Source organism: Thiomonas sp. X19 (assembly GCF_900089495.1).
GTDB lineage: Bacteria > Pseudomonadota > Gammaproteobacteria > Burkholderiales > Burkholderiaceae_C > Thiomonas_A.
On the sequence record NZ_LT605203.1, the window covers coordinates 398,556 to 422,479 of the forward strand.

Below are 23,924 nucleotides of genomic sequence, written 5' to 3' on the forward strand. Positions count from 1 at the left end.
GCGAAGGGTCTCGCGGCATACCTGCCGCGTACCTCCGGCGCGGACCAGCTACGGAGGTACGCCTGTCGGCAGGCCTTGCGCGGCGTCTCGCCGCGTGCACGCTCCGTCCCACCGGCCACGGACCAGCATCCCTGGACCGCCTTCACCGCGGCCGGGGATAATGGCGTCACCCCATACCAGGAGGCTGCCATGAATCCCGCAAGCAACCGGCCGTACCGCCACGTACCCGCAGGCCAGGCCCTGACCTGGTGGGGTGAGGGCTGGCGCAGTTTCATGCGTGCACCGCTGCCCTGGGTGGGCCTGAGCATCGGCCTGCTGATCATCCTGCTGGTGTTGCGCGCCTTGCCACTGGGCGGGCTGTTGTCGCAATGGCTCAGCCTGCCGCTGTTCGCCCTGGGCGCGGTGTATGCCTCATTCCTCAGTCGGCGCTGGGCGCAGGCGCGCAGCATCACGCCGCAGGGCATGCCGGTGGAGCCGGCCACCGAGGGTGCGCTGCGGGACTCCACCCAGCTTTGGAAGGGCCGCGTCGGCCCCTTGCTGCTGGTGTCGGTGCTCGTGCTGGTGCTGGGCGGCGCCTTCGGTGCCTTGCTGGTGCTGGGCGTGGGCGCGCTGTTCGGCGTCGGCCTGGCGAGCATGGGGGCGCTGCCGCACTTGATGACGCCGGGCTTGGGGATGATGGCCGGCCTGGGCGCCGTCGCCAGCGGCATGTTCACGCTGATGCTGCTGGCGCTGCTCGCACTGTTCCTGCTGAACGTCGCGTTCTGGTTCGTCAACACCCTGGTCACGCTGGGCGGCGTGCCGCCGTGGGATGCGATTCAACTGTCGTTCAAGGCCGGCTTCGCCAACTTCGGCGCGCTGCTGCTGTTCACGCTGCTGCTCATCCCCATCGGCTTCGTCGCCATGATTCCGATGGGCCTTGGCCTGCTGGTGCTGCTGCCGGTGTTGTCGGGGGCGTCGTACGCGTCGTATCAGGACGTGTTCGGGCAAGCATCCAGCCCGGTTGAACCACGCGATCAGGCGCCTGGCTTCGTCGGTTGAAAGCGCGTTCCTCCTTCCCCAAAACCAAACCTCGCCGATGGACGTCAATACTTACCTGCGCGACCACATCCGCACCGTGCCCGACTGGCCCGCGCCCGGCGTGCAGTTCCGCGACATCACGCCCTTGCTGCAGAACCCGCGCGTGTTCCGCGTGCTGATCGACCAGTTCGTGCACCGCTACATGGCGCCCGAACTGCGGCCGGACGTGGTGGCCGGCATCGACGCGCGCGGCTTCATCCTCGGCGCGGTGATTGCCTACGAACTCAATATCGGCTTCGTCCCCATCCGCAAAAAAGGCAAGCTGCCTTACACCACGGTGGAGGAAAGCTACGAACTGGAATACGGCAGCGCCACGGTGGAAATCCACACCGACGCGGTGCGGCCGGACAACCGCGTGCTGCTGATCGACGACCTCATCGCCACCGGGGGCACCATGATGGCCGGCAAGCGCCTGCTGGAGAAACTCGGCGCCCGCGTGATCGAAGGCGCCGCCATCGTCGATCTGCCCGAACTCGGGGGCTCGACCGCGCTGCGCGCCAGCGGGCTGTCGCTGTTCACCCTGGTGGACTACGCCGGTGCTTGAGCGCCGCCGCGCCTGTTGCAAGCTCGCAGCCTGCACCGTCCTCGGTGCCTGGCTCGGCGTGCCGGCAGCGCTGGCGCAGACCGCGCCCGAGGTCTCCATCGCCAGCGTCAACGGCATCGACTTCCAGGGCCAAACCGCGGTGCTGGACCTGACGCTGTCGATCCGCAACACCGCCGGTCTGGCCCTGCCGCTGCAGGCGCTGCGTTTCCATTGCGGGTTCAACGGCATCGACGTGGCGCAGGGCCAAAGCACCACCCCGGTCAACATCCCCGCGGGCGGCCGGGCCATGGTGCCGGTGCGCCTGGACGTCGACAGCGCCAGCCTGCTGGGCGTCCTTGCCAACCTGCCCCCCGACGGCCAGGTGAATTACCAGCTCCAGGGCCACGCCGAGATCGGCCTGACCATGCTGCAGATCCCGTTCAGCCACCAAGGCGTGATTGCACTGCGTTGAATCTGCTGGCTTCTCGACGCCAACGTCGACACCAACGAGCACCGCGAAACGCACTGAACGCCGCCGCCCAAGACTTGCTCGTCAGCCCTGCGTTTTCCCGCGACACGGACGGAAACGGGAACTCATCGTCGCCAAGCGGGACTCCGGGTTGACCCAGAAGAATTACACGTCCAGATTCGCCGCGCGCAGGGCGTTGGTTTCGATGAAGTCGCGGCGCGGCTCGACCTCGTCGCCCATGAGCATGGTGAACACGCGATCGGCCTCGATGGCGTCGTCGATCTGCACGCGCAGCATGCGCCGCACGGCTGGATCCATCGTGGTTTCCCAGAGCTGGATGGGGTTCATTTCGCCCAGGCCCTTGTAACGCTGGCGGCCGACGCTGGCTTCGGCCAGGCGCAGCAGCCAGGTCATGGCTTCGCGGAAGTCGGCCACCGCGGTTTGTTTGGCGTTGTCGCCGTGGCCCTTGCTGACCACGGCGCCTTGGCCGAGCAGGCCGGTGAAGGTCTGCGCGGTTTGCGCCAGCACGGCGTAGTCGGCGCCGTGCGCGAAGTCGGCGGTGATGACGCTTGCGCGCACATTGCCGTGGTGATGCCGGGCGATGCGCAGAAATTGCTTGTCGCTGCGCGGATCTGTTTCAGCCTGCACATTGGGCACCACGCCATTGACGTGGGCCGCCAGCAAGGAGGCCTGCAGCCGGGCGGCGGAATCGGTCGCCTGCTCGGGTGTGTCGAGCGCGATGGCCACGCCGTTGGCGATGGCCCGCAGCGCCTCCTCGTCCATGAAGGCGGACAAGCGCGTGATGACGCCCTCGGCCAGCATGTACTGGCGCGCGAGTTGCTGCAAGGCATCGCCCGTGAGGGTGATGGCGTCGGGCTGCGCGCTGGTGAGAATGGCGGCGTCGCGCAGCGCCACTTGCAGCAGGTAGGCGTCGAGCTCGTGCGCATCTTTGAGGTACTGCTCGTCCTTGCCGTGCTTGACCTTGTAGAGCGGTGGCTGGGCGATGTAGACATGGCCGCGCTCGACCAGTTCGGCCATCTGGCGGTAGAGGAAAGTAAGCAGCAGGGTGCGTATGTGGGCGCCATCGACGTCGGCGTCGGTCATGATGATGATGCGGTGATAGCGCAGCTTGGCGACGTCGAAATCGTCCTTGCCGATCCCGGTCCCCAGAGCTGTGATGAGGGTGAGGATTTCATTGCTGGTGAGCAGCTTTTCGTAACGCGCTTTTTCCACATTCAGAATCTTGCCGCGCAGTGGCAGGATGGCCTGGAACTTGCGATCGCGCCCCTGCTTGGCCGAGCCGCCGGCGGAGTCGCCCTCGACGATGTAGATCTCGCACAGCGCCGGATCCTTCTCCTGGCAGTCGGCCAGCTTGCCCGGCAGACCCATGCCGTCGAGCACGCCTTTGCGGCGCGTGAGCTCGCGTGCCTTGCGCGCGGCTTCGCGGGCCCGGGCCGAGTCCACGATCTTGCTGCAAATCACCTTGGCATCGTTCGGGTTCTCCTGCAGGTAGTCGGTGAGGGCCTTGGCCACCACATCTTCCACCGGGGCGCGAACTTCGCTGGACACCAGCTTGTCCTTGGTCTGGCTGGAGAACTTGGGGTCGGGCACTTTCACCGACAGCACGCAGGTCAGGCCCTCTCGCATGTCGTCGCCGGTGACCTCGACCTTGGCCCTCTTCGCCAGCTCGGTGTCGTCGATGTATTTGTTGATGACGCGGGTCATGGCCGCGCGCATGCCGGTGAGGTGGGTGCCGCCGTCGCGTTGCGGAATGTTGTTGGTGTAGCAGAGCATGTTCTCGGCATAGCCATCGTTCCACTGCATCGCCACTTCGGAAATGATGGGCGATCCCTGCTCGGTCATCTTCTCGCCCATGGCGTAGAAAATCGTCGGGTGCAGCACGCTCTTGCCGCGATTGATGTATTCGACGAAACCCTTGACCCCGCCGGTGTAGGCGAAGTTCTCTTCCTTGCCCTGGCGCTCGTCGACCAGGCGAATCTTCACGCCATTGTTGAGGAAGGAAAGCTCGCGCAACCGCTTGGCCAGCACGTCGTAGTGAAAATCGACGTTGTCGAAAATTTCGGTATCGGGCAGGAAATGCACCTCGGTGCCGCGTTTGTCCGTCTTGCCCTGCACCCGCATGGGCGACAGTTCGATGCCGTCCTGCAACTCGGTGATGCGGTTCTGCACCGCGCCGCGGGCGAACTCCAGCACATGCACCTGGCCGTCGCGGCGCACGGTCAGGCGCAGCCACTGCGACAGCGCATTGACACAACTCACCCCCACGCCGTGCAGGCCGCCCGAGACCTTGTAGCTGTTCTGGTTGAACTTGCCACCGGCGTGCAATTCGGTGAGCGCAATTTCCGCCGCGCTGCGCTTGGGTTCGTGCTTGTCGTCGTGCTTGATGCCGATGGGGATGCCGCGGCCGTTGTCGGTCACGCTGATGGAGTTGTCGGAATGGATGGTGACGACGATATCGTCGCAATAGCCGGCCAGCGCTTCATCGATGGAGTTGTCCACCACCTCGAACACGAGATGGTGCAGGCCGGTGCCGTCCGAGGTGTCGCCGATGTACATGCCCGGGCGCTTGCGTACAGCCTCCAGCCCTTCGAGGATCTGGATGGACGATTCGCTGTAGCTTTGTCCTGCGTTGGCGGCGTCGCTGGGGGTCGGGCTGGTGCTGGAATTCGTGGTATCGCTCATGGGAAAGCTCGGTCAAAACATCGGAAACCACAGGCCAAGTCGATGCCTGCACGGTCGAAAATCTGGAGAGTGTTCGCGTGTGGCGCGGGAACGCGGCACACGCGTCTGTCGGCGCATGGCGTCAGATGCGCATGGGCATGACCACGTACTTGAAGGTGACGTCGTCAGGCAGGGTCAGCAGCACGCTGCTGTTGCCGTCCAGCAGATCGAGGCGCACGGTTTCGCCGGGAAGGTTGGAAAGGACGTCGATCAGGTAAGCCACGTTGAAACCAATTTCAATGGCGTCGCCGTTGTATTCCACATCGAGTTCCTCCTGCGCTTCTTCCTGCTCGGCATTGGTGGAGGAAATGCGCAGGGTCGCAGGTTCGAGATTGATGCGCACGCCCTTGAACTTGTCGCTCGTGACGATGGCCACGCGTTGCAGCGCCGCCAGCAAAGCCTGCCGTGCCAGCGTCAAATGAAACTTGTGGCCCTTGGGCACGACGCGCTGATAGTCGGGGAACTTGCCCTCCACCAGCTTGCTGACCAGGTCCATGGTGCCGAACGTGAGCCGCGCCTGATTCGAGGCGAAGCGCATCTCGATGGGCTCGTCGCCGTCGCTCAGCAGTCGCAGCAATTCCATCACCGTCTTGCGCGGCAGAATCACTTCGCGCTTGTCGGCCAGGCCTTCGACCTGCGTCGTCACCAGCGCCAGGCGGTGGCCATCGGTCGACACCAGGGTGAGTTGATGACCGTCCGCCACCAGCAGCAGGCCGTTGAGGTAGTAGCGAATGTCGTGCTGCGCCATGGCGAAATGCACCAGCCCCAGCATGCGCTTGAGCTGGCCCTGCGCCATCACCAGGGGCTGGGCGGAATAGTCGGCAGCTTCTTTCACCAACGGGAAGTCGTCGGCCGGCAGGGTCTGCAGGGAAAACCGCGACTTGCCACAGCGGACCGTGAACTTGCCGTCCATCCATTCCAACGTCGCGTCCGCAGCAGGAGCAGCACGCAAGATGTCGATCAACTTGCGTGCATTCACCGTGGTGGGTTGCAGATCCGCGCTGGCCGCATGGCCCTCACCCACGGCGGTGCGCATGCGCATCTGAATTTCCATATCGCTGGTGGTCAAGGCCAGATCATCGCCTTGCGGCTGCATGAGCACATTGGCCAGTACCGGCAGTGTCTGCCGCCGTTCCACGATTCCGGCCACGCCCCCCAACCCCTTGAGCAAGGCCTCACGCGATACGCTTAGTCTGTTCATTGTGAATCTTCCTTTTCAGAATAGGACTAGTAACAGGAGAGACGACATTCTTGCGGATAAGTCATTTTCTTTTTTTATATCAAAGACTTGCAAAATTTTTGCGCTGGGGACAACGCAGCAAGTTTAGGCGCGTCAACATGAACAACTCGAGCCGCTGCGGTGTCAGGCCATGCTTGTTCAACCTTGGCCCACAATCCGTCCACAGCCTTGTTCATCCCTTCAGGGTTTGTTCCAGCACATGCAGTTGCTGGTTGAGTTCTTGCATGCGCGTGCGCTCCTGCGTCATCTTGCGCACGGCATGCAGAACCGTGGTGTGGTCCCGCCCGCCGAAAAGCTCGCCAATCTCGGGCAGGCTTTTCTGTGTGAGTTCCTTGGCCAGATACATGGCGATTTGCCGTGGCCGGGCGATGGATGCGGGGCGGCGCTTGGAATACATGTCGGCCACTTTGATCTTGTAGAAGTCCGCCACGGTCTTCTGGATGTTCTCGACCGAGACCTGCCGGTTCTGCAGCGACAGCAGATCTTTCAGTGCCTCGCGCGCCAGGCCGATGGAAATCTCCTCGCCCGAAAACCGCGCGTAAGCCAGGATCTTGCGCAGTGCGCCTTCGAGTTCGCGCACATTGGAGCGCACATTCTTCGCGACGAAGAAGGCCACGTCCTCACCCAGGCTCACCAGCTCGGCCTCGGCCTTGCGCAGCAGGATGGCCACGCGCATTTCCAGCTCCGGCGGCTCCAGCGCCACGGTCAGGCCCGAGTCGAAGCGCGAGGTCAGGCGGGCGTCGATTTCCTGCAATTCCTTGGGATAGGTGTCACTCGTGAGAATGATTTGCGCCCGTTTCGCCGCCAAGGCTTCAAAGGTGTAGAAAAACTCTTCCTGCGTTTTTTCCTTGCCGGCGAAAAACTGCACGTCGTCGATCAGCAGCAAGTCCAGCGAGTGGTAATAGCGCTTGAACTCGTCGAACGTCTTGCGCTGGTAGGCCTTCACCACTTCGCTCACGAACTGCTCGGCCTGCAGGTAGCGAATGCGCGCCCCGGGCTTGGCCGCCAGCAAGGCGTTGCCCACGGCCTGCACCAAGTGCGTCTTGCCAAGGCCCACACCCCCGTACAGAAACAGCGGGTTGTAGGACTTGCCGGGATTTTCCGAAACTTGCAGCGCCGCCGCGCGCGCCAACTGGTTGGCCTTGCCCGGAACCAGACTCTCGAATGTCAGCGCGGGGTTGAGCCGCGAGCGCTCGATCGCCTCAGATTCCTGCAAGGACGCAGCAGCCCGTGCCTCGGCGGCCTGGGTCGCGGCACTGGTGTTTGGGACACCATGCCCGGCACGGGCCATGCCATTCTTGGCCGCGGTGTTTTGCAGGTCCTCGGCGGCGTCGACGCGCTGCACCGCAGCGGCGGGTTTGTGCACATGTTTTTGAATCGCAAACTCGAGTTGCACCGGCCGTCCTGCGGCATTGGCCAGCGCCTGGCTGATGCGCTCGCTGTACTGCGCCCGCAACCAATCCATTTTGAAGCGGTTGGGCACGGCCAGCGTGGCCGTGGAGTGATCGTCGCTCCAACTAGGCGGCGCGAGGGGCTTGATCCAGGCGGAGAATTGCTGGACGGGGATTTCGCCAGCAAGCTGGGTATAACAGGCTTGCCAGATCTGTTCGAGGGACATGTGGGTCGATGGACACGGTTGGTTTTCGCTGGCGTCGGGTGTGTGACACCGGGATCGCCGCGCCCACGTTGCGATCGCTGGATTCAGTCAGAGCCGGGCGTTTCATGGACGCGGCGGTCGTGCAACCGAAAAGCCATCGACGGTGGGAATATATGGTCTTCCAGTTTAGTCCAACAGACGGAGTTATCCACAGACCCGGCCACTCAAATTTTTAGCCAGACGCGCCATCGCGATCTCGCCGTGCATGGCATCAAGACCCGGCCCCCAGCAGCGCCGGTTTGCCAAGTTAATTCGCGTGCATTGACATCTTGAGCCTAATTTGTTGAAATCACATGCTTTTCGCAAAATTCACATGGCCTTGGCCATTGACTTTGTTCGAGCTTGCGGGGATAAGGATCGAATGCGTCCGGACCAGGGAATGCATCCAGACCAAGCCAGCAGGCATCGCGATCGCGCCAGGATCATCCAAGATCAGCCCCACCGAGTCTCATCATGAAACGTACCTATCAGCCTTCCAAGACCCGTCGCAAACGTACCCACGGCTTTCTGGTGCGCATGCGCACCGCAGGCGGCCGCGCCGTGATCAACGCCCGTCGCGCGAAGGGTCGCAAGCGCTTGGCGGTCTAAGTTTGGCGGTCCAGGGTCGCACGCCGGTTTTCATGCCTCCAGGGCAGCGGCGCCATGCCAGCTGCTCCAGTTTCAGCCCACGATGAAGGCTGCCTGAACCCAGGCGAGCGCTCGTGGGCTTTGCTGTTTGCAGCGCTTCGATGGAGAACCTGGGTGTACGACCTCGATGCGCTGTCTTGATCCCGGTGCAGCCGGTAGACCGCCGCAACGGCAGACAGCCACCGCACAAGCTTGGGGAACGCCGATGAGATCATCGCAGATCGCCGCTGGGCAGACGGTGTCGGGGCAAGCCACGTTTGGGGCATTCCCCCCCAATGCGAACGTCGATTTGTTCGATGTGCGAATCGTTCCACTGGACCAGCCGCAATCCTTCTTGGCCAGCCTGCGTGCGCCTGGCCTGCAGGCGCAGGAGTTTCGACTGCACCATCGCAGCTTGCTCGCGCTCGAGGCCGAGCGCCTGGGCTTGACGCCGCCAAACCCGGCCCGGCCGGACACGGAAAGTTCGATTGCAGGCGCCGCGCCCGTGAGGCCGGGCGCCAGCCCCATGGCGCCTCGCTGCTGCGTGCTGGGTTTCGTCCTGCCCAAGCGGGTGTGCAAGCATGCCGTGCGCCGCAACCTGATTCGCCGCCATATGCGCGAAGGCTTGCGTGCACATCTGCTGCAGGCGCCGGACTGGCCGCTGGAGCCGCCGGTGCTGGTGCTCAAGCTCACGCGCAAATTGCCCGAAACCTTCAGCAGTGCGCGTTCGCCGTTGCTGGGCCGCTATGTGCGGCAGCAACTCCAGGCCTTGCTGAGCCAGTATTCGGCGCGGTTGGCACGCCTGCCCGTGGCCGATGTGCGGAGTTTGTCATGAGGCGTTTGTTGATGCTGTTGGTGCGCGGCTACCAGTTGCTGCTCAGTCCCTGGGTGGGAGGTCAATGCCGCTTCACGCCGACTTGCTCGCAATACACTCTCGACGCATTGCGCCAGCATGGCGCCGCACGGGGCAGCTATCTGGGGGTGATGCGCATCGTGCGTTGCAACCCCTGGTGCGAGGGTGGCCACGATCCCGCCCCCCGTGTCTTTCGCTGGGCTGCCTGGCGCCGCGACGAGCTGCCGGACGACGGCTTCGATTCACCCGCGCAAGATGCGCCCGCAGCTGCTGGCAAGCCGCTGAAAGATGCTGTCACGCCGCCTCAGGTCTAATACCCGGTTGACCGCAGCCTCCCCTCCAGCTTCTCTCCGAATTTCAACCGCATTGCCGCAGGATTTCGCATGGACTTTCGCCGCTCCGTTTTGTGGGTGATTTTCACCATCTCGGTGATCTTTCTGTACAACTCCTGGCTGCGCTACAACGGCCAGAGCGGCCTGTTTGGCGAAGCGCCGGTGGCCACGGCTCCTGCGCCTGCGGCCGTCGGCCGCTCGGGCGATGTGCCCACGCCCACCGCGTCGACCGCCGCTGTGCCGCCTGGCGGGGTGCCCGCGCCCGCGGTGGCAACTGCCGCAACGTCTCCCGCTGCCCGGCTCACCACCATCCGCACCGACGTGTTGGACATGAAGGTGTCGAGCGAGGGCGGCAATCTGGTCTACGCGCGGCTGCTGGACTACACCAGCCATGTCGATGCCAAGGATGACGTGGTGCTGTTCGACAACAGCGGCAGCAACATCTATATGGCGCAAAGCGGGCTGGTGGGCGGCGACTTCCCCAACCACAAGACACCGATGACGCTGCTGCCCGGGCCGACCGACATGGGCTCGGCCGACACGCTCACGGTGCGCCTGCAGTCGCCGGTGGTGGGCGGGCTGCAGCTCACGCGCAGCTACACCTTCAAGCGCGGCAGCTATGTGATCGCGGTGCGCAACACCATCGTCAACAAGGGCGCGGCGCCAGCGACGGCCCAGCTTTACATGCAACTCGTGCGCGACGGCAACGACCCGAGCACCGGCACCCACTTCTATCACACCTTCACCGGCCCCGCGGTCTACGACAGCAAGGACAAGTTCCAAAAATACGAGTTCAAGGACATCAGCGACCAGGTCAAGACCATCAAGAGCGAAGATGGCTGGCTGGCGATGGTGCAGCATTACTTCGTCACCGCCTGGCTGCCGCAGCCGGACAAGGGCGCCCGCGAGTTCTACCTGCGCAAGCTCGAGCCCAATCTGTATGCGGTCGGCGTGATGCTGCCCCTGCCGACGCTCGCGCCGGGGGCGCAGACGGTGCAGAGCGACACGCTGTATGTCGGCCCCGAGATCGAGAGCCAGCTCGCCGGCCTGGCACCCGGCTTCGAGCTGGTGAAGGACTACGGCTGGGTGACCATCATCGCCAAGCCGCTGTTCTGGGCGCTGGAGCAGGTTCACAAGGTGCTGGGCAACTGGGGTTGGTCCATCATCGGCCTGACCATCCTGCTCAAGCTGCTGTTCTTCCCGCTCACGGCCGCCAGCTACAAGTCGATGGCGCGGATGAAGGCCGTGGCCCCGCGCCTGACGGCGCTGCGCGAGCGCCACAAGGACGACCCGGCGGCGATGAATGCCGCCATGGTGGAGATGTACCGCAAGGAGAAGATCAACCCGCTGGGCGGCTGCCTGCCCATCGTGATTCAGATTCCGGTGTTCATCGCGCTCTACTGGGTGCTGCTGTCCAGCGTCGAGTTGCGCGGGGCGCCGTGGATTTTGTGGATCCACGATCTCTCGGCCAAGGATCCGTTCTACATCCTGCCGGTGATCATGACGGGGACCTCGTTCCTGCAAGTCATGCTCAACCCCAAGCCGCCCGATCCGATGCAGGCGCGGCTGATGATGATCATGCCGCTGGCGTTCTCGGTGATGTTCTTCTTCTTCCCGGCCGGCCTGGTGCTGTACTGGCTGACGAACAACATCTTCTCCATCGCCCAGCAGTGGTTCATCAACAAGAAAATGGGCGTGCCGGAATTCACCCAACCCAAGTGAACGGCACGGCGTTTGCTGCCGCGGGCGGTGTGAGGCCGCGGATTCAGTCCGCGACCTTCGACCCGCGATGAACCCGCTGGCGCGGCAGGCGGACCCCATCGCCGCCGTGGCCACCGCGCCAGGTCGCGGCGCGGTCGGCATCGTGCGGGCCACGGGCCGCGACTTGCGCGACCTGGTTCGAGCGCTGTGCGGGCGCGACCTCGAACCGCGCCACGCCACGCTGCTGCCGTTTCGCGACGCCGAGGGGCGCGTCATCGACACCGGGTTGGCGCTGCATTTCCCGGCGCCGCATTCCTATACCGGCGAAGACGTGCTGGAGTTGCAGGCGCACGGCGGTCCGGTGGTGCTGCAACTGCTGCTGCTGCGCTTGCTGGAACTGGGCCGCGACAGCGGTCTGCGCCCGGCCGAACCGGGCGAGTTCACCCAGCGCGCGTTTCTCAACGGCAAGCTCGATCTGGCGCAGGCCGAAGCCGTCGCCGACCTGATCGATGCCACCACGGCAACCGCGGCGCGCAGCGCCTCGCGCTCACTCGCCGGCGAGTTGTCGCAGCGGGTGCACGCACTGGCGGATCGCCTGCGCGAGCTTCGCGCCCTGGTGGAGGCGACGCTGGATTTTCCCGAGGAAGACATCGACTTCATCCGGGCCGCGGGCGTGGCCGGCCGGCTGCAGGCGTTGCAGGAGCAGCTGGCGGCGATGTTGGCGCGCACCCGCCAGGGGGCGTTGCTGCGCGAGGGCCTGCATGTGGTGCTGGCCGGCCAGCCGAACGTGGGCAAGAGCTCGCTGCTCAACGCCCTGGCGGGGGCGGAGCTGGCCATCGTCACCGACGTGCCCGGCACCACGCGCGACCGCGTCAGCCAGGCCATCCAGATCGAGGGCGTGCCGCTGCACATCATCGACACCGCGGGGCTGCGTGACACGGGTGACGCCGTCGAGCGCATCGGCGTGGCGCGCAGCTGGGACGCGATTGCCGAGGCCGACGCCGTGGTGTTCCTGCACGACCTCACCCGCCTGCACGAACCCGACTACGCGCTGGCCGAGGCGCAAATTGCCGCCAGCCTGGCGCGGCACCGCCCGACGCTGTTGCATGCCTGGAACAAGGTCGACGCGCTGGACGCGTCCGTGGCCGAGGTCAGGCGCCGGCAATTCTGCCAGGCGATGGGCTGGGCTGAGGACGAGACCGCCGCGCTGAATTTTTCAGCGCGCCAGCACACCGGGCTGGACGCGCTGCGCCAGGCCCTGCTTGCCGGCTGTGGCTGGCGGACGCTGCCCGAGGGCGTGTTTCTCGCCCGCACCCGCCATGTCCAGGCGCTCGAGGCCTGCGCCGCGCATCTCATGGTGGGACAGGGGCTGTTGGGGGCGGCCGTGCCGGCACTCGACCTGCTGGCCGAGGAACTTCGGCTGGCGCATCAGCCGCTGATGGCGATCACCGGCGCAGTGACGGCGGATGATTTACTTGGCGACATTTTCAGCCGCTTTTGCATCGGCAAGTAAACGGCGGGGAACATTGAGCGCGCGTCCGACTCCGACCAACATGGGGTATGGCGCGCATCGTTTGCGTTGTAGATTGGGAGACAGACATGGGTGAATTCAGCATCTGGCATTGGCTCATCGTGCTGGTGATCGTGATGATGGTGTTCGGCACCAAGAAGTTGAAGAACATCGGCACCGATCTGGGCCAGGCGGTGAAGGGCTTCAAGGACGGCATCCGCGACGCCGAGTCGACCGAAGCGGCGGCGTCCACCGCAACGACGCCGCCGACGTCGGCTTCTGCCGCCGACGCCGCGGGCGAAGTCAGCCGCAAGTTGACGGCGCACGATGTTGTGGACGTGGCCGAAGTGCCCGCCAAGACCACGACGCAAGAGCCGCGCTGACGCGGGCCGGTCTTGGCACGTTCGCGCCTGGCGCGTCGTGCATTCGAGCCCGAAGCCGGCTTGACCGGTTCAGCGCAGCCGCTCCACGGCCTTGGGGTTGAGCAGGCCGTCGGTACGGCCGGCGGCGAAATGCACGATGGCGGCAAAGGCCTGGCCGAACAGGTGCTCGTAATGCTCCAGTTCCACATAGCCGACATGAGGCGTGCAGATGGCGTTCTCCAGGCGCAGCAGCGGATTGCCCCGCATGATGGGTTCGGACTCGAACACGTCCACCGCCGCCATGCCGGGGCGGCCGCGGTTGAGCGCCGAAACCAGCGCGTCCGGGGCGATGAGTTCGGCGCGCGCGGTGTTCACCAACACGGCCTGAGGCTTCATCTGCGACAGGTCGGCCAGGGTGATGAGGCCGCGCGTCTCGTCGTTCAGGCGCAGGTGCAAGGAGAGCACATCGCTTTGCGCGAAGAGGACTTCGCGGCTTTCGGCCACCTCCAGGCCCTGCTCCGCCGCGGCATGACGCGACGCTTCGCGCCCCCACACCAACACCCGCATGCCGAAGGCCTGGCCGTAGCCGGCCACGATGCGGCCGATGCGGCCATAGCCCCAAATGCCCAGGGTCTTGCCGGCCAGGCGCTGGCCCAGGCCGAAGTTCACGGGCATGGATTGCGACTTCAGCCCCGGCTGCTGCCAGGCGCCTTGCTTCAGGCTGGCGACATGCTGCGGCAGGCGCCGCATCGCCGCCATGATGAGGGCCCAGGTGAACTCGGCCGCAGGCGCGGCGTCGACACTGCCTTCGACCACGCCGATGCCGAGCTGGGTGCAGGCGTCCACATCCAGATGGGCGCCGGCGCGTCCGGTCTGCACCACCAGCTTGAGCTTGGGGCACTTCTCCAGCACCGCACGGTTCAGCGTGGTGCGCTCGCGATTGAGCACCACCACCTGGGCATCGCGCAAACGCACGGCCAACTGGCCGGAGCCCTTCACGTTGTTGTTGAACACTTTGACGTCGTGCCCGCTCAGGCTGGCGAAACAGGCCAACTTGCGCACGGCGTCCTGATAGTCATCCAGGATCACGATATTCATGGCGCAACTGTAGCGCGCCTGCCGCACGCTCAAGCTTCAAACTTGCGTCCCGATGTCGCATCGGGCGCGTTCCCAGTGGCCCGTGACGACCGGATTTCACAGGGGCTCCCCGGGGGTTTGGCGAAATCCCTAAAGGGGGTTTCCCGAGTTTTGCTGCACTGCAGCTTGAATCTAGGGGGGCGGATGGAATATAAGTACAGATCAATATTGCATCGGACGCAGCGCGTTCACCCCACAAAATCTACGAGGCCATCATGGACGTCCAAGGCAAACGCAACATCCCCCTCACCCCGGAACAAACGTGGGAAGCGCTCAACACCACGGCCATGCTCAAAGCCTGCATTCCGGGCTGCGAGTCGGTCACGCAGACTGGTGACGGCCAGTTCGAGGTCGTGCAGGTTTTGAACATTGCGAACTACAAGACCCGTTTTTCCAGCACCCTGACGCTGGAAGACGTGAATCCACCGCACAGCTACGTGCTGCGTTTCGAGGGCAATGGCGGCAATGCGGGCTTCGGCCTGGGTCGGGCGCTCATCGCCCTGCAGCCCAGTGACGGCGGCACGCAGATGAACTACCAGGCGAACGCCGAGGTCGGCGGCGCCATCGCGCAGATGGGCCAGAGCGCGGTGGACCAGGCGGTCAAGGGGCTGATCGAGGATTTCTTCGCCCGCTTCGAGCGCAATGTGCGCGGCGAGGATGGCGGCCTCATGCCCAACAGCATGGTCGAGCGTCTGTGGCTCAAGATGCCGCCCTGGGCCTGGGCCATCTCCACGCTGGTGGCGGTGTTCATCATTTACTGGGGCCTGCACGGCACCTGGTGAGGGCGCACCAGGCGCGCGGCCCGGGCCTTGAAGCCACGCGACGCCTCGCAAGCGCCTGCCGGTGTCGGCGCGCGAACGCCGGGCCGACTCGCCGGCCGATTCAACCCGCCAACGTGGTTGGCGCGGGTGCGGCCTCGGCCTGGGTTTGGTGTTCGCGCAACTGCGCGTCGCCTTGCAGGATGTCTTCCAGCTCGGCACTGGCCGTTTTCGACAGGGCAATGAGCGCCGCCTGGTCGTGATACACCGCCTGCTGGCGCTCCAGCAGACGGGCGTCGTGGGCGGCGAACAAGGTGGCGAAGCGCTCCACATCCAGTTCCGGCCGCACCGTTTTCAGCGCCAGCTTGCCCAGCTCGACGCTGGACCACCAGGTTTCGCGCATCACCTCGCGCACGCCCATCTCGCGCAGGCGCATGAGGTGGGTGCGGTTGCGCGCCCGCGCCAGCAGCGGCACGTCGGGGAAATGCATGCGCATCAACTCGGCAATCTTCAGGCTGGTTTCGACGTCGTCCACCGCCAGCACGAACAGGCGCGCCTCGCCCACATGGGCGGCGTGCAGCAATGCCAGGCGGCTGGCGTCGCCGTAGTAGATCTTGTTGCCGAAACGGCGCACGAAATCGACCTGCTCCGGGCTTGCGTCCAGTGCCGTGAACTCCACACCCTGGGCGTTGAGCATGCGTCCGACCACCTGGCCGAAACGGCCGTAGCCGGCGATGACGACGGGCTTGGCGGGCTCGTCGATGGCGCTGAACGCGGGCTTGGCGCGCTCCCGCATCCAGGGCGCCACGAGCTTGTCGTTCAGCATCAGCAGGAAGGGCGCGAGCGCCATGGACACGGCCACGGCCACCGTCAGCAACGCCGCTGTCGAAAGGTCGAGCAGGCCGCCGCTCTGGGCGCTGGACAGCAATACGAAAGCGAACTCGCCGCCGCAGGCGAGGATGATGGCCAGCGGTCGGCTGAGCGCGTCGCCGCCGCCGAGGGCGCGGCGCCCGGCATACAGCACGCCGGCCTTGAACAGCAGGATGCCCGCTCCCAGGCCCAGCACCAGCAGGGGTCGGGCTGCCACCAGCGACAGCTGGATGCCCATGCCGACGGCGATGAAGAACAGGCCCAGCAAGAGGCTCTCGAAAGGCTCGATCGCGGCTTCCAGCTCGTGGCGGAATTCCGAATCGGCCAGCAAGACTCCGGCGAGGAAGGCCCCGAGCGAAGCCGGCAAGCCAACACTGCTCAAGCCCACCGCGATGCCCACCGCGCCCAGCAGCGCGGCCGCGGCGAACAGCTCGCGGTTGCCACCGCCGAAGCGCGCGACATAGCGGAACATGGTCGCCAGCAGCGGCCGTCCCGCCACGGCCAGCAGCACCAGCGCCGCCAGCGCCGGCCAGCCCGGGGCCTTGCCCCCAACGCCCGCCAGGGCCAACAGCGCCAGGATGGGAATGACGCTCACGTCCTGGAACAGCAGGATGGCGAAGGACTCGCGGCCGAAGCGCGTGGTGAGTTCGCGCCGCTCGGCCAGCAGCGGCAGGATGTAGGCGGTGGACGACATCGCCAGCGCCACCCCCACCAACGCCGCCCCGCTCCAGCCCAGGCCGAACGCGACGCCGAGTGCGGCGACTGGCAGGGCCACGCCGGCCATCTGCAGCGTGCCCAGACCGAACACCTGGCGCCGCAGCGCCCACAACCGGCTGGGCTGCAACTCCAGGCCGATGAGAAACATCAGCAGGGTCACGCCCAGTTCGGCCGTGTGCAGAATGGCCTCGGGCCGGCTGTCCACGCCCAGGCCGTAAGGGCCGACGGCCACGCCCGCGACCAGATAGCCCAGCACCGAGCCCAGCCCGAGGCGCTTGAACAGCGGCACGAGCAGCACGGCGGCGGCCAGCAGGGTGAGAAAGGCGGTGGCGGACATGGTCCGATGGTAGGGTGAGGCGGCGTCCGGCGCAGCCCACCGTTCGAACCGTGCCGACCGGCTCGAGGCTTCAACCACCCATGTGTTGCACCGCGGAGATCGCCGAGCCGCGGAACTCGAGCTTCGGCTCGGCCCGCAGGCCGCCCCGGTCAGTCGGCCAGTTCGCTGCAGAGGGCGCGAACGACGGCCAGGATTTGCGGGGTCTTGATGCGGTAGAGCATGAAGCGCCCCTGGCGGTCGGCTTCGACGATGTTTTCAGCGCGCAGGCGGGCGAGTTGCTGCGACAGCGCGGCCTGACGCATGCCGACACCGCGTTCGAGGTCGCGCACGCACAACTCGCCGTCCATCAACAGGCAAAGAATGACCAGGCGCTCGTGATGCGCCATGGCCTTGAGCACGCGCACGGCCAAGTCGCCGGCGCTGCCCTGCAGGCGCTGGGCACGCGCGGCGCCTGGGCGTGCCCCGGGCGAAGCGGTCTGGGTCGTGGCATGTTCCATGGGCGTGAGTCTAGGAATTCGGGCATCACCATGGTTTGATGCATCACAAGTTTTCAGCGCGACAACGCAACAGGTTTGCAAGGGTTGCATCGCCCAGGGCTGGGTGACGGAGCTGGACGGGTCCACGGCATCTCAGCACAGCTGCCCCCGCGCTGCTAGAGTTTGTGGCCCATCTTCCGCCAGCATGTCCAGCCCCTCTCAACCCCCAACCTACCTGCCCTCCTACCCGCCCTTGCGTCTGGCCCTGGCGATGTGGGCGCTGGCAGCTGCGGCCTATATGGCGGGGTTTTTCCTGCGCGTCACCCCCGGGGTGTTGAACGTGCCGCTGATGCGCGATTTCCACCTGAATGCGGCGCAACTGGGCAATCTGGCCTCGTTCTATTTTTACTTCTACGCCGCCTCGCAAATTCCCACCGGCATTGCCAACGACCGCTGGGGCCCGAAGGCGCTGATCGTGTTCGGCACCTTGCTGACCGGTGTCGGCACCCTGCTGTTCGCAGCCGCGCCCAACTATCCCCTGGCGCTGGCGGCGCGTGGGCTCATCGGCCTGGGGCATGGGGTGGCCTGGGTGTCGCTGCTGGAAATTTCAGCGCGCTGGTTCGCGCCGCGCGTGTTCGGCACCATGTCCGGCCTGTCGCTGGGCGCGGGCACGCTGGGCGCGGTGCTGGCGCAGGCGCCACTTCTGGCCATGAGTCACTGGTGGGGCTGGCGTTGGACGCTGGCTGGCGTGGGCGTGATCTGTGTGCTGCTGGGCTTGCTGGCCTGGGCCACCATTCGCAACTCGCCGCATCAGCGCGGCTACCGCGATTATCTGCCGCCGCGCCCGCCCACCTCGGCGCGCGAGGTGCTGCGGGGTTTGCGCGCCGTCTGGGGCTGGCGCAACACGGCGCTGCTCTTTGTCGCGCCGAGTGGTGTTTGTGGCGCTTTTCTCACCTTCACCACGCTTTGGGGCGCGCCTTTCCTGGAGCAGCACCGGGGCATGAGCGGCAGCCAGGCGTCGTGGATGATTGCGGCCATGCTGGTGGGATTTTCGGCCGGCGGCATTGCCTGGGGCCGGCTGTCGGACCGGCTGCGGCGGCGCAAGCTGCCTTATGTGACCGGCGCGATGTTTGCGCTGCTGGGCTTCGCCCAACTCAGCTTGTGGCCCCAGGCGCCGGGCTGGGTGCTGTGGACGGTGCAGCTCTTGAGCGCCGTGGGCTCCGGCGCCATGGTGGTGGGCTTCGCCTGGGCCAAGGAGTCGGTACCCGCAAGCCTGGCCGGCACCGCCACCGGGGTGCACAACACCGGGGTGATGATCGGCGCGCTGGTGCAACTGCCTTTGCTCGGCTGGGTGCTGGATGCGCTCTGGACGGGCCGGGCCGAGGCAGGAGTGCGCCTGTATGACCCGCTCGCCTTCCAGGCCGCGTTCGGCGTGCTGATGGCGTGGCTGGTGGTGTCGCTGGTGTGCGTGCTGCTGGCGGACGAGAGCCACGCCCGTCCTTTGGAAGCAGCACGGCCGCAGCCGAGGTTACGGGCAGAGGCCTGAGGGCCGTCGCGGCGGTGCGTGGGTGCGTGCGCGGCGCCACGACGGCATGGATCGCACCCAGCCGGCCCGGTGCTTCAGTGGGCGTGCAGGTTCTGGCGCGACAGCGCCGAGAAGCCGTCGAGGAAATCGTCGATGTCGTCGGTGGTCGGCGAGCCGGCCATCAGGCTCTGGACCCGCAAGCGAAAGCCGTCGGCCACCAAGCCCTCGATGAAAATTTCCTTGCGGGCGAATTTGTCGACGATCTCGAAGCCACCATGCTGCGCGTCGCCGAAGCTTTCCGCTTTGGGCTCGGCGATGGCGTCAGCCCATTCGAGCTGGAAGACGCTGAAGGCGTCGGAGTCATAAATCATGGTCTGCATGGCGAGCCTCGTTAATGTTGGTGACAACGTCTGGTGAAGGGCAACGTCAGAACGGTTCATGCACGGCGGCGACGTGTCTGTCGCTCAGGCCATGGAACGTTCGCTTTCGGCTTTGAGCAGCAGATAGGGACGAAGAAGCAAGAATCAAGCCCGTTGGATTCGAACTTGGCGCGGAGGCTATATGAAGGCCCGCTACGCCAGTGGTCAACGCAGTGCTGGCGGCGTCCGTGCACAGACCGCGTGATTACCTTGATGGACGACACAACTGTCATGTGTGTGAGGTCGTGAATACGGTAAGAAAATGTAAATACTGGAGCAGTGTCTGACTTTGGGTTGCAAGCCGACATTGCGCCCGCCAGAATGCGTCCGCCTGGATTCGCGGCCGATGACTTCGCTGGCATCCATACACCCTTCCAGATGCAAGACCGTGGACCAACCACGGCCCCGAAGCAAACCCAACAAGGAGACTCCATGACTCTGTCGACCGCCCTGCCTGCGGGCATTCTTTTTGCGCAGCCGCTGACGCCTGTAGCGGGCTCGCTGCTGCTGTCGTTTCTGGTGGCGGCCATACCCATTGCGGTGGCGCTCATCCTGCTCGGGGTGCTGCGCCGCCCCGCCTGGCAGGCCTCGCTGGCCGGGCTGATCGTGGGCCTTCTCGTGGCCGTGGCGGTGTGGGGCATGCCCGTGGGCCTGGCCTTGAACGCCGTTGCCGCGGGCATGGCGCTGGCGCTGGCGCCGGTGATGTGGATCGTCTTCAACGCCTTGCTGCTGTACAACGTGGCGGTCCAGTCCGGGCGCTTCGAGCAGTTTCGCCAATGGATGCTGGACCACCTGCCCGACGACCGCCGCCTGGTGCTGCTGGTGGTGGCGTTTTCCTTCGGCTGCCTGCTCGAAGGCATCGCCGGCTTCGGCACCCCGGTGGCCATCACCAGCGCCCTGCTCATCGGCCTGGGCTTTCCCGCCCTGGAGGCCCTCACCTACACCCTGATCTTCAACACCGCCCCGGTGGCCTTCGGCGCCCTGGGCGTGCCCATCACGGTGCTGGGGGCCGTCACCAGCATGCACCCGGACACCCTGGGGGCGATGGTGGGGCGGCAACTGCCGTTTTTTGCCTTCCTGCTGCCGTTTTATGTCGTCGGCCTGTACGGGGGGCTGAAATCGATCGCCAAGCTGTGGCCGGCGCTGCTGGTCTCGGGCGGCAGCTTTGCGCTCACGCAGTTCGCCACCTCCAACTTCATCAGCTACCAGCTCACCGACGTGCTGGCCTCGCTGGTGTCGCTCCTCGTCACCGTGGCCTTTCTCAAGACCTGGAAGCCCGAACCCGACCCGGCCTTTGCCGTGATGCGCACGCAGGCGCCGGCCCGGGGCGCGGCGCGCGTGGGCTATGGCGGCTGGATGCCGTGGGTCGTGGTCTCGGTGGTGGTCATCGTCTGGGTCAACCTCAAGCTGTTCCTGATCGGCGACACCCAGGTGCTGTGGCCCGGCTTGAACCAGGCGGTGTTCATCACCCTGTACCACAAGCCCTATGTGGCGCTGTGGGACTTTCAGCCCATGGGCACGGGCACGGCGATCCTGCTGTCGGCCATCATCGCGGCGGCTTGGACGCGCACCGGCGCGGGGGCGTTCTTCGGGTGTGTGAAGCGCACCTGGGTGCAGACGCGCATCGCCATCGCCACGGTGATGATGATCGTGGGCCTGGCCTTCTTGCTCAATTACTCGGGCATGAGCTACACGCTGGGCATGGGCGTGGCCTCCACCGGCGCGCTCTTCCCGCTGGTGTCGGCGTTCCTGGGCTGGATTGCGGTGTTTCTCTCCGGCAGCGACACCTCGGGCAACGCCCTGTTCGGCAACCTGCAGGTGGTGGCGGCGCATCAGCTGAACCTGAACCCGGTGCTGATGGCCGCCACCAACTCCTCGGGCGGGGTGATGGGCAAAATGATCTCGCCGCAAAACATCGCCACGGGCGTGTCCACGACGGCTCTCAAGGGCCACGAGGGCGCGGTGTTCGCCCGCACCTTCTGGCACAGTGTGCTGCTCACCCTGCTGCTGGGCTTGCTCGTCTTCGCCCAACAACACTGGCTATCCTGGATGATCCCGGCGCTGCCTGGCAAGTAAGCCGCGGCGAATCGCCAAACCCAAAAGGCCCGGAACGTTGCGGTTCCGGGCCTTTTTCATGTCCGGGACCTGTGCGGGCCCGGGGTGGGCGCCGGGTGTTCAGTACGCTCCGGGTGGCGCGACATGGTTGCGCCAGCGCACGCGCGAAGCCGCGATGGCCCGCCCCAGCGGCGCCTTGAGCACATCCCGCCAGGCGCTGGCGCCGGGGAAGCTGGGTTGCAGCCCGAGTTGGCGCAGCACGCGGTTGCACTGGTGCACCCGCGCCAGGTGGCGGGTGACGGCGGTGTAGAACACGACGCCGATGGAGATGGACACCCCATCGCCCGGGCGCACCCAGTCGGTGGTGGTGCGGGTCATGTGCGGCGAGGTGGCGGGGAAGTAGACGCCGTCGCCCGGGCCGACGTCGAAATCGCGCCCGTGATCGCGCAAGGCAGGATCGAGCCGGACCTTGGCCAGCGAGCCGTGCACGATGAACTCCTCCACCTCGCGCGCGGACACCACGGCGCGGTCGCGGTGGTCGAACACAGTCATGATCTTGCGGCCGCGAATCTGCAGCCAGAAGTTGTTCTCGCGGTCGATGTGGAAGGGCGTCACCGAAGGTGGTGCGGAAATGAAGATGAAGCCGGCGACGCGAAACAGCCCCGGCTGCGACGGCTCGATCAGCGGCCGGGCGCTGGCCATGGCTTCGTCGAGAAAAGCGGCGTAATGCGGGTCGGTCTGCACGTTGTACAGCGCCACCCACGAGCCGGGCTCCTCGATGCGGGCAAACACCGCGTCGATGTCTTGGCCGTCAGGCGTCTTGGGGGTGTGAAAGAACTCCGAGGTTTGCGAACTGCCGGGGCGAATGAAGCGGCACTGCCGGCTGGGCATGAGGTCGTGCGCCAGTTGGGCCAGACGGGGCAGTTGCATCAGCGGGTGGCGGTCGAAATCGTGCCGGATGGGGCTGATGCGGTGGGTGGAAAACCGGGCGGGATCGACAGCGTGAAGGTGCCCTTGCGCCTGCGCTCCCGAAGCGACCTGCTGGCCGGTCAGGCCCGGCGCCATGGACTCACCGACTTCCGATGTTTGCATCGACCGCATCATCCCGCCCCTCGACATGCCATGCGTTGCGGCAAACCATGATGGACCCGCAATGAACGGCGATTTGTGGACCACAGCTTACGCAGAAAATAGGGGTCTGACAGCCCCGGTTTAATGGGGGCTCATCTGTCTCGACAAGTCTTGTTCCACGACTTTGCGGCCCCATGCCCACCACCATTGCGCCCCTCGCCTTTGTCTCCGCCTACGCCTTCAACGATGCCGCCGGCGCCCGCCTCTGCAGCGCGTCGGGGGCTTATGCCTTGTGGACCTTCCCGCTCACCGCGCTGCCGACTCTGGTGCGGCTGCTGCGCGGTGAGCGGGCTTCGATGGCGCCCCAACGCCTGCTGGAGAGTTTGCGCTGGACCGATCTGCAGCGCGGCTTGGGTGGTGGCGCCAGTGGCGGCCTTGCGGCTGGGCTGAGCGCCGTGGCATGACCCCTGACACGGGGGAAGCCGCCGACGACGGGGCGTTCTACCATCGGCCCGGTTTCCTGACGGGGGCGCACATGATCTTGCTGGGACAAGTTCACGAGTGGGTGTCAGGCTTGGCCTCGGTGCCGGGTTTGCAGCAGGCGCTGGCCAGGCGCTACGAGCGGCGTTTCGCGCGCAACCAATCCGAAAACCTGTTCCGCGGCGTCTATCCCAGTTTCGAAGCGGCCGCCGCTTCGGCGCCGAAGACCCGGCCCCTGGGGTACGACAACCCGGATTCGGCGCTGATGTACCGCGACCGGCTTCAGAAAATCTATCCCAGCGACTGGCCCGTGCTGTTCTGGTTGCAGCAATGTTTCGCCCAGGGCTGCACGCGCGTGTTCGAGCTCGGTGGGCATATCGGCATCAGCTACTACGCCTACCAGACGGTGATGGCCTATCCGCAAGCCATGCGCTGGATGGTGTCGGACGTGCCCGCGGTGATGGAGCGCGGCGCTGCTTTCGCGCGCAACAAGGACACGCTGGGCAAGCTGAGTTTCGAGGCCGATTTCGCCCTGGCCGCCGAGGCCGAGGTGTTCATGGCCCTGGGGGTGCTGCAATACCTGCCCGAGACCCTGGGCCAGCGCCTGCGCGGCCTGCCGCACCTGCCGCGGCACGTCATCGTCAACCTCACGCCGCTGCACGCCGACGAGGCCTACTTCACGCTGCAGAGCATCGGCACGGCGTACTGCCCCTACCGCGTGGACCCGGCGCAGCGGTTTTTGCAAGAGCTGACCGAACTGGGCTACAGCGTGCGCCAAGCTTGGACCAACCCCGACAAGGCTTGCGAGACTTGTTGCTGCTCGCGCTGGGCTTCCTGTCGTGGCGCCAAGCTTGGACCAACCCCGACAAGGCTTGCGAGATACCCTTTCATCCCCGCCACAGCCTGCACCACTACCACGGCTTTTACCTGCAACGCACGGGGGTGTGAGTGCTGCTGGCAAGGTCCGGCGGCTGCGCTACTTGGCGCGTCGTTTGACGCAGTGCACA

22 protein-coding genes and 1 pseudogene are annotated in these 23,924 nt (G+C 65.6%); 15 read left to right on the forward strand and 8 right to left on the reverse strand.

Going from position 1 to position 23,924, the window contains the following annotated elements:
- Window positions 1-189: 189 nt before the first annotated feature.
- The 3 genes from THIX_RS01975 to THIX_RS01985 are packed head-to-tail and all read left to right on the forward strand — an operon-like array spanning window position 190 to window position 2,072.
- The gene (locus tag THIX_RS01975) at window positions 190-1,038 is read left to right on the forward strand and encodes a BPSS1780 family membrane protein (protein ID WP_112484618.1); all 849 of its coding nucleotides are present in this window, start codon (window positions 190-192) and stop codon (window positions 1,036-1,038) included.
- 37 nt (window positions 1,039-1,075) lie between these two features.
- Entirely contained in the window at window positions 1,076-1,621 is a 546-nt protein-coding gene (locus THIX_RS01980; protein WP_112484619.1) for an adenine phosphoribosyltransferase, read from the forward strand.
- Entirely contained in the window at window positions 1,614-2,072 is a 459-nt protein-coding gene (locus THIX_RS01985) for an LEA type 2 family protein (protein ID WP_158540778.1), read from the forward strand. Before THIX_RS01980 ends, THIX_RS01985 begins: the two co-directional genes overlap by 8 nt.
- A 162-nt stretch (window positions 2,073-2,234) precedes the next feature.
- Here the strand turns inward: THIX_RS01985 and gyrB are convergent, their stop codons facing one another.
- From gyrB to dnaA, 3 genes are all read right to left on the reverse strand, one after another.
- Window positions 2,235-4,772 carry a DNA topoisomerase (ATP-hydrolyzing) subunit B gene (gene gyrB / locus THIX_RS01990; RefSeq protein ID WP_112484621.1) on the reverse strand — a complete coding sequence of 846 codons (2,538 nt, stop codon included), beginning with the start codon at window positions 4,770-4,772 and terminating at the stop codon, window positions 2,235-2,237.
- 121 nt (window positions 4,773-4,893) lie between these two features.
- A complete protein-coding gene (dnaN, locus tag THIX_RS01995; protein ID WP_112484622.1) occupies window positions 4,894-6,012 on the reverse strand; it encodes a DNA polymerase III subunit beta in 1,119 nt (372 codons plus the stop codon).
- 211 nt (window positions 6,013-6,223) lie between these two features.
- Complete coding sequence (dnaA, locus tag THIX_RS02000) at window positions 6,224-7,669, reverse strand: chromosomal replication initiator protein DnaA (protein WP_112484623.1); 1,446 nt, start codon at window positions 7,667-7,669, stop codon at window positions 6,224-6,226.
- A gap of 492 nt (window positions 7,670-8,161) precedes the next feature.
- On the opposite strand from dnaA, the gene rpmH reads away from it, so the two are divergent.
- The 6 genes from rpmH (at window position 8,162) to tatA (ending at window position 13,093) form a co-directional block, all read left to right on the forward strand.
- Entirely contained in the window at window positions 8,162-8,296 is a 135-nt protein-coding gene (gene rpmH / locus THIX_RS02005) for a 50S ribosomal protein L34 (RefSeq protein ID WP_018912706.1), read from the forward strand.
- Window positions 8,297-8,540: 244 nt separating this feature from the next.
- On the forward strand, window positions 8,541-9,149 hold the full coding sequence (locus THIX_RS02010; protein WP_158540779.1) for a ribonuclease P protein component: 609 nt from the start codon (window positions 8,541-8,543) through the stop codon (window positions 9,147-9,149).
- Window positions 9,146-9,481, forward strand: a complete 336-nt coding sequence (yidD, locus tag THIX_RS02015) for a membrane protein insertion efficiency factor YidD (RefSeq protein WP_112484625.1) — start codon at window positions 9,146-9,148, stop codon at window positions 9,479-9,481. The genes THIX_RS02010 and yidD overlap by 4 nt, the downstream gene beginning before the upstream one ends.
- Before the next feature lie 69 nt (window positions 9,482-9,550).
- Complete coding sequence (yidC, locus tag THIX_RS02020; RefSeq protein ID WP_112484626.1) at window positions 9,551-11,221, forward strand: membrane protein insertase YidC; 1,671 nt, start codon at window positions 9,551-9,553, stop codon at window positions 11,219-11,221.
- 67 nt (window positions 11,222-11,288) lie between these two features.
- Entirely contained in the window at window positions 11,289-12,713 is a 1,425-nt protein-coding gene (gene mnmE, locus THIX_RS02025; RefSeq protein WP_112484627.1) for a tRNA uridine-5-carboxymethylaminomethyl(34) synthesis GTPase MnmE, read from the forward strand.
- Between the two features lie 86 nt (window positions 12,714-12,799).
- Window positions 12,800-13,093: a Sec-independent protein translocase subunit TatA gene (gene tatA / locus THIX_RS02030; protein ID WP_112484628.1), complete on the forward strand. Its 294-nt coding sequence runs from the start codon at window positions 12,800-12,802 to the stop codon at window positions 13,091-13,093.
- A gap of 69 nt (window positions 13,094-13,162) precedes the next feature.
- Here the strand turns inward: tatA and THIX_RS02035 are convergent, their stop codons facing one another.
- Window positions 13,163-14,170, reverse strand: a complete 1,008-nt coding sequence (locus THIX_RS02035; protein WP_112488075.1) for a D-2-hydroxyacid dehydrogenase family protein — start codon at window positions 14,168-14,170, stop codon at window positions 13,163-13,165.
- Window positions 14,171-14,424: 254 nt separating this feature from the next.
- On the opposite strand from THIX_RS02035, the gene THIX_RS02040 reads away from it, so the two are divergent.
- A complete protein-coding gene (locus THIX_RS02040) occupies window positions 14,425-14,991 on the forward strand; it encodes a CoxG family protein (protein ID WP_112484629.1) in 567 nt (188 codons plus the stop codon).
- Window positions 14,992-15,091: 100 nt separating this feature from the next.
- Here THIX_RS02040 and THIX_RS02045 read toward each other — a convergent pair whose 3' ends face one another.
- Together THIX_RS02045 and THIX_RS02050 are read right to left on the reverse strand one after the other, a co-directional pair.
- Window positions 15,092-16,891 carry a cation:proton antiporter gene (locus THIX_RS02045; RefSeq protein WP_112484630.1) on the reverse strand — a complete coding sequence of 600 codons (1,800 nt, stop codon included), beginning with the start codon at window positions 16,889-16,891 and terminating at the stop codon, window positions 15,092-15,094.
- Between the two features lie 149 nt (window positions 16,892-17,040).
- Window positions 17,041-17,388, reverse strand: a complete 348-nt coding sequence (locus THIX_RS02050; protein ID WP_112484631.1) for a helix-turn-helix transcriptional regulator — start codon at window positions 17,386-17,388, stop codon at window positions 17,041-17,043.
- Between the two features lie 184 nt (window positions 17,389-17,572).
- Between THIX_RS02050 and THIX_RS02055 the strand changes: the two genes are divergently transcribed.
- A complete protein-coding gene (locus THIX_RS02055) occupies window positions 17,573-18,913 on the forward strand; it encodes an MFS transporter (RefSeq protein WP_233224345.1) in 1,341 nt (446 codons plus the stop codon).
- 74 nt (window positions 18,914-18,987) lie between these two features.
- On the opposite strand, the gene THIX_RS02060 is transcribed toward THIX_RS02055, so the two are convergent.
- Window positions 18,988-19,272: a DUF3567 family protein gene (locus THIX_RS02060; RefSeq protein WP_112484632.1), complete on the reverse strand. Its 285-nt coding sequence runs from the start codon at window positions 19,270-19,272 to the stop codon at window positions 18,988-18,990.
- 471 nt (window positions 19,273-19,743) lie between these two features.
- Between THIX_RS02060 and THIX_RS02065 the strand changes: the two genes are divergently transcribed.
- Window positions 19,744-21,387, forward strand: a complete 1,644-nt coding sequence (locus THIX_RS02065; protein WP_112488077.1) for an L-lactate permease — start codon at window positions 19,744-19,746, stop codon at window positions 21,385-21,387.
- A gap of 99 nt (window positions 21,388-21,486) precedes the next feature.
- Here the strand turns inward: THIX_RS02065 and THIX_RS02070 are convergent, their stop codons facing one another.
- A complete protein-coding gene (locus THIX_RS02070) occupies window positions 21,487-22,458 on the reverse strand; it encodes a cupin (protein WP_146748434.1) in 972 nt (323 codons plus the stop codon).
- A 173-nt stretch (window positions 22,459-22,631) separates the two neighbouring features.
- On the opposite strand from THIX_RS02070, the gene THIX_RS02075 reads away from it, so the two are divergent.
- The 3 genes and pseudogenes from THIX_RS02075 to THIX_RS23910 all read left to right on the forward strand — a co-directional run bounded on the left by THIX_RS02075 (window position 22,632) and on the right by THIX_RS23910 (window position 23,865).
- On the forward strand, window positions 22,632-22,901 hold the full coding sequence (locus THIX_RS02075; RefSeq protein WP_112484634.1) for a hypothetical protein: 270 nt from the start codon (window positions 22,632-22,634) through the stop codon (window positions 22,899-22,901).
- Window positions 22,902-22,972: 71 nt separating this feature from the next.
- Window positions 22,973-23,674, forward strand: a pseudogene (locus tag THIX_RS02080) (methyltransferase, TIGR04325 family); the annotation flags it as partial.
- 23 nt (window positions 23,675-23,697) lie between these two features.
- Window positions 23,698-23,865, forward strand: a complete 168-nt coding sequence (locus THIX_RS23910; protein WP_233224346.1) for a hypothetical protein — start codon at window positions 23,698-23,700, stop codon at window positions 23,863-23,865.
- Window positions 23,866-23,924: the final 59 nt, after the last annotated feature.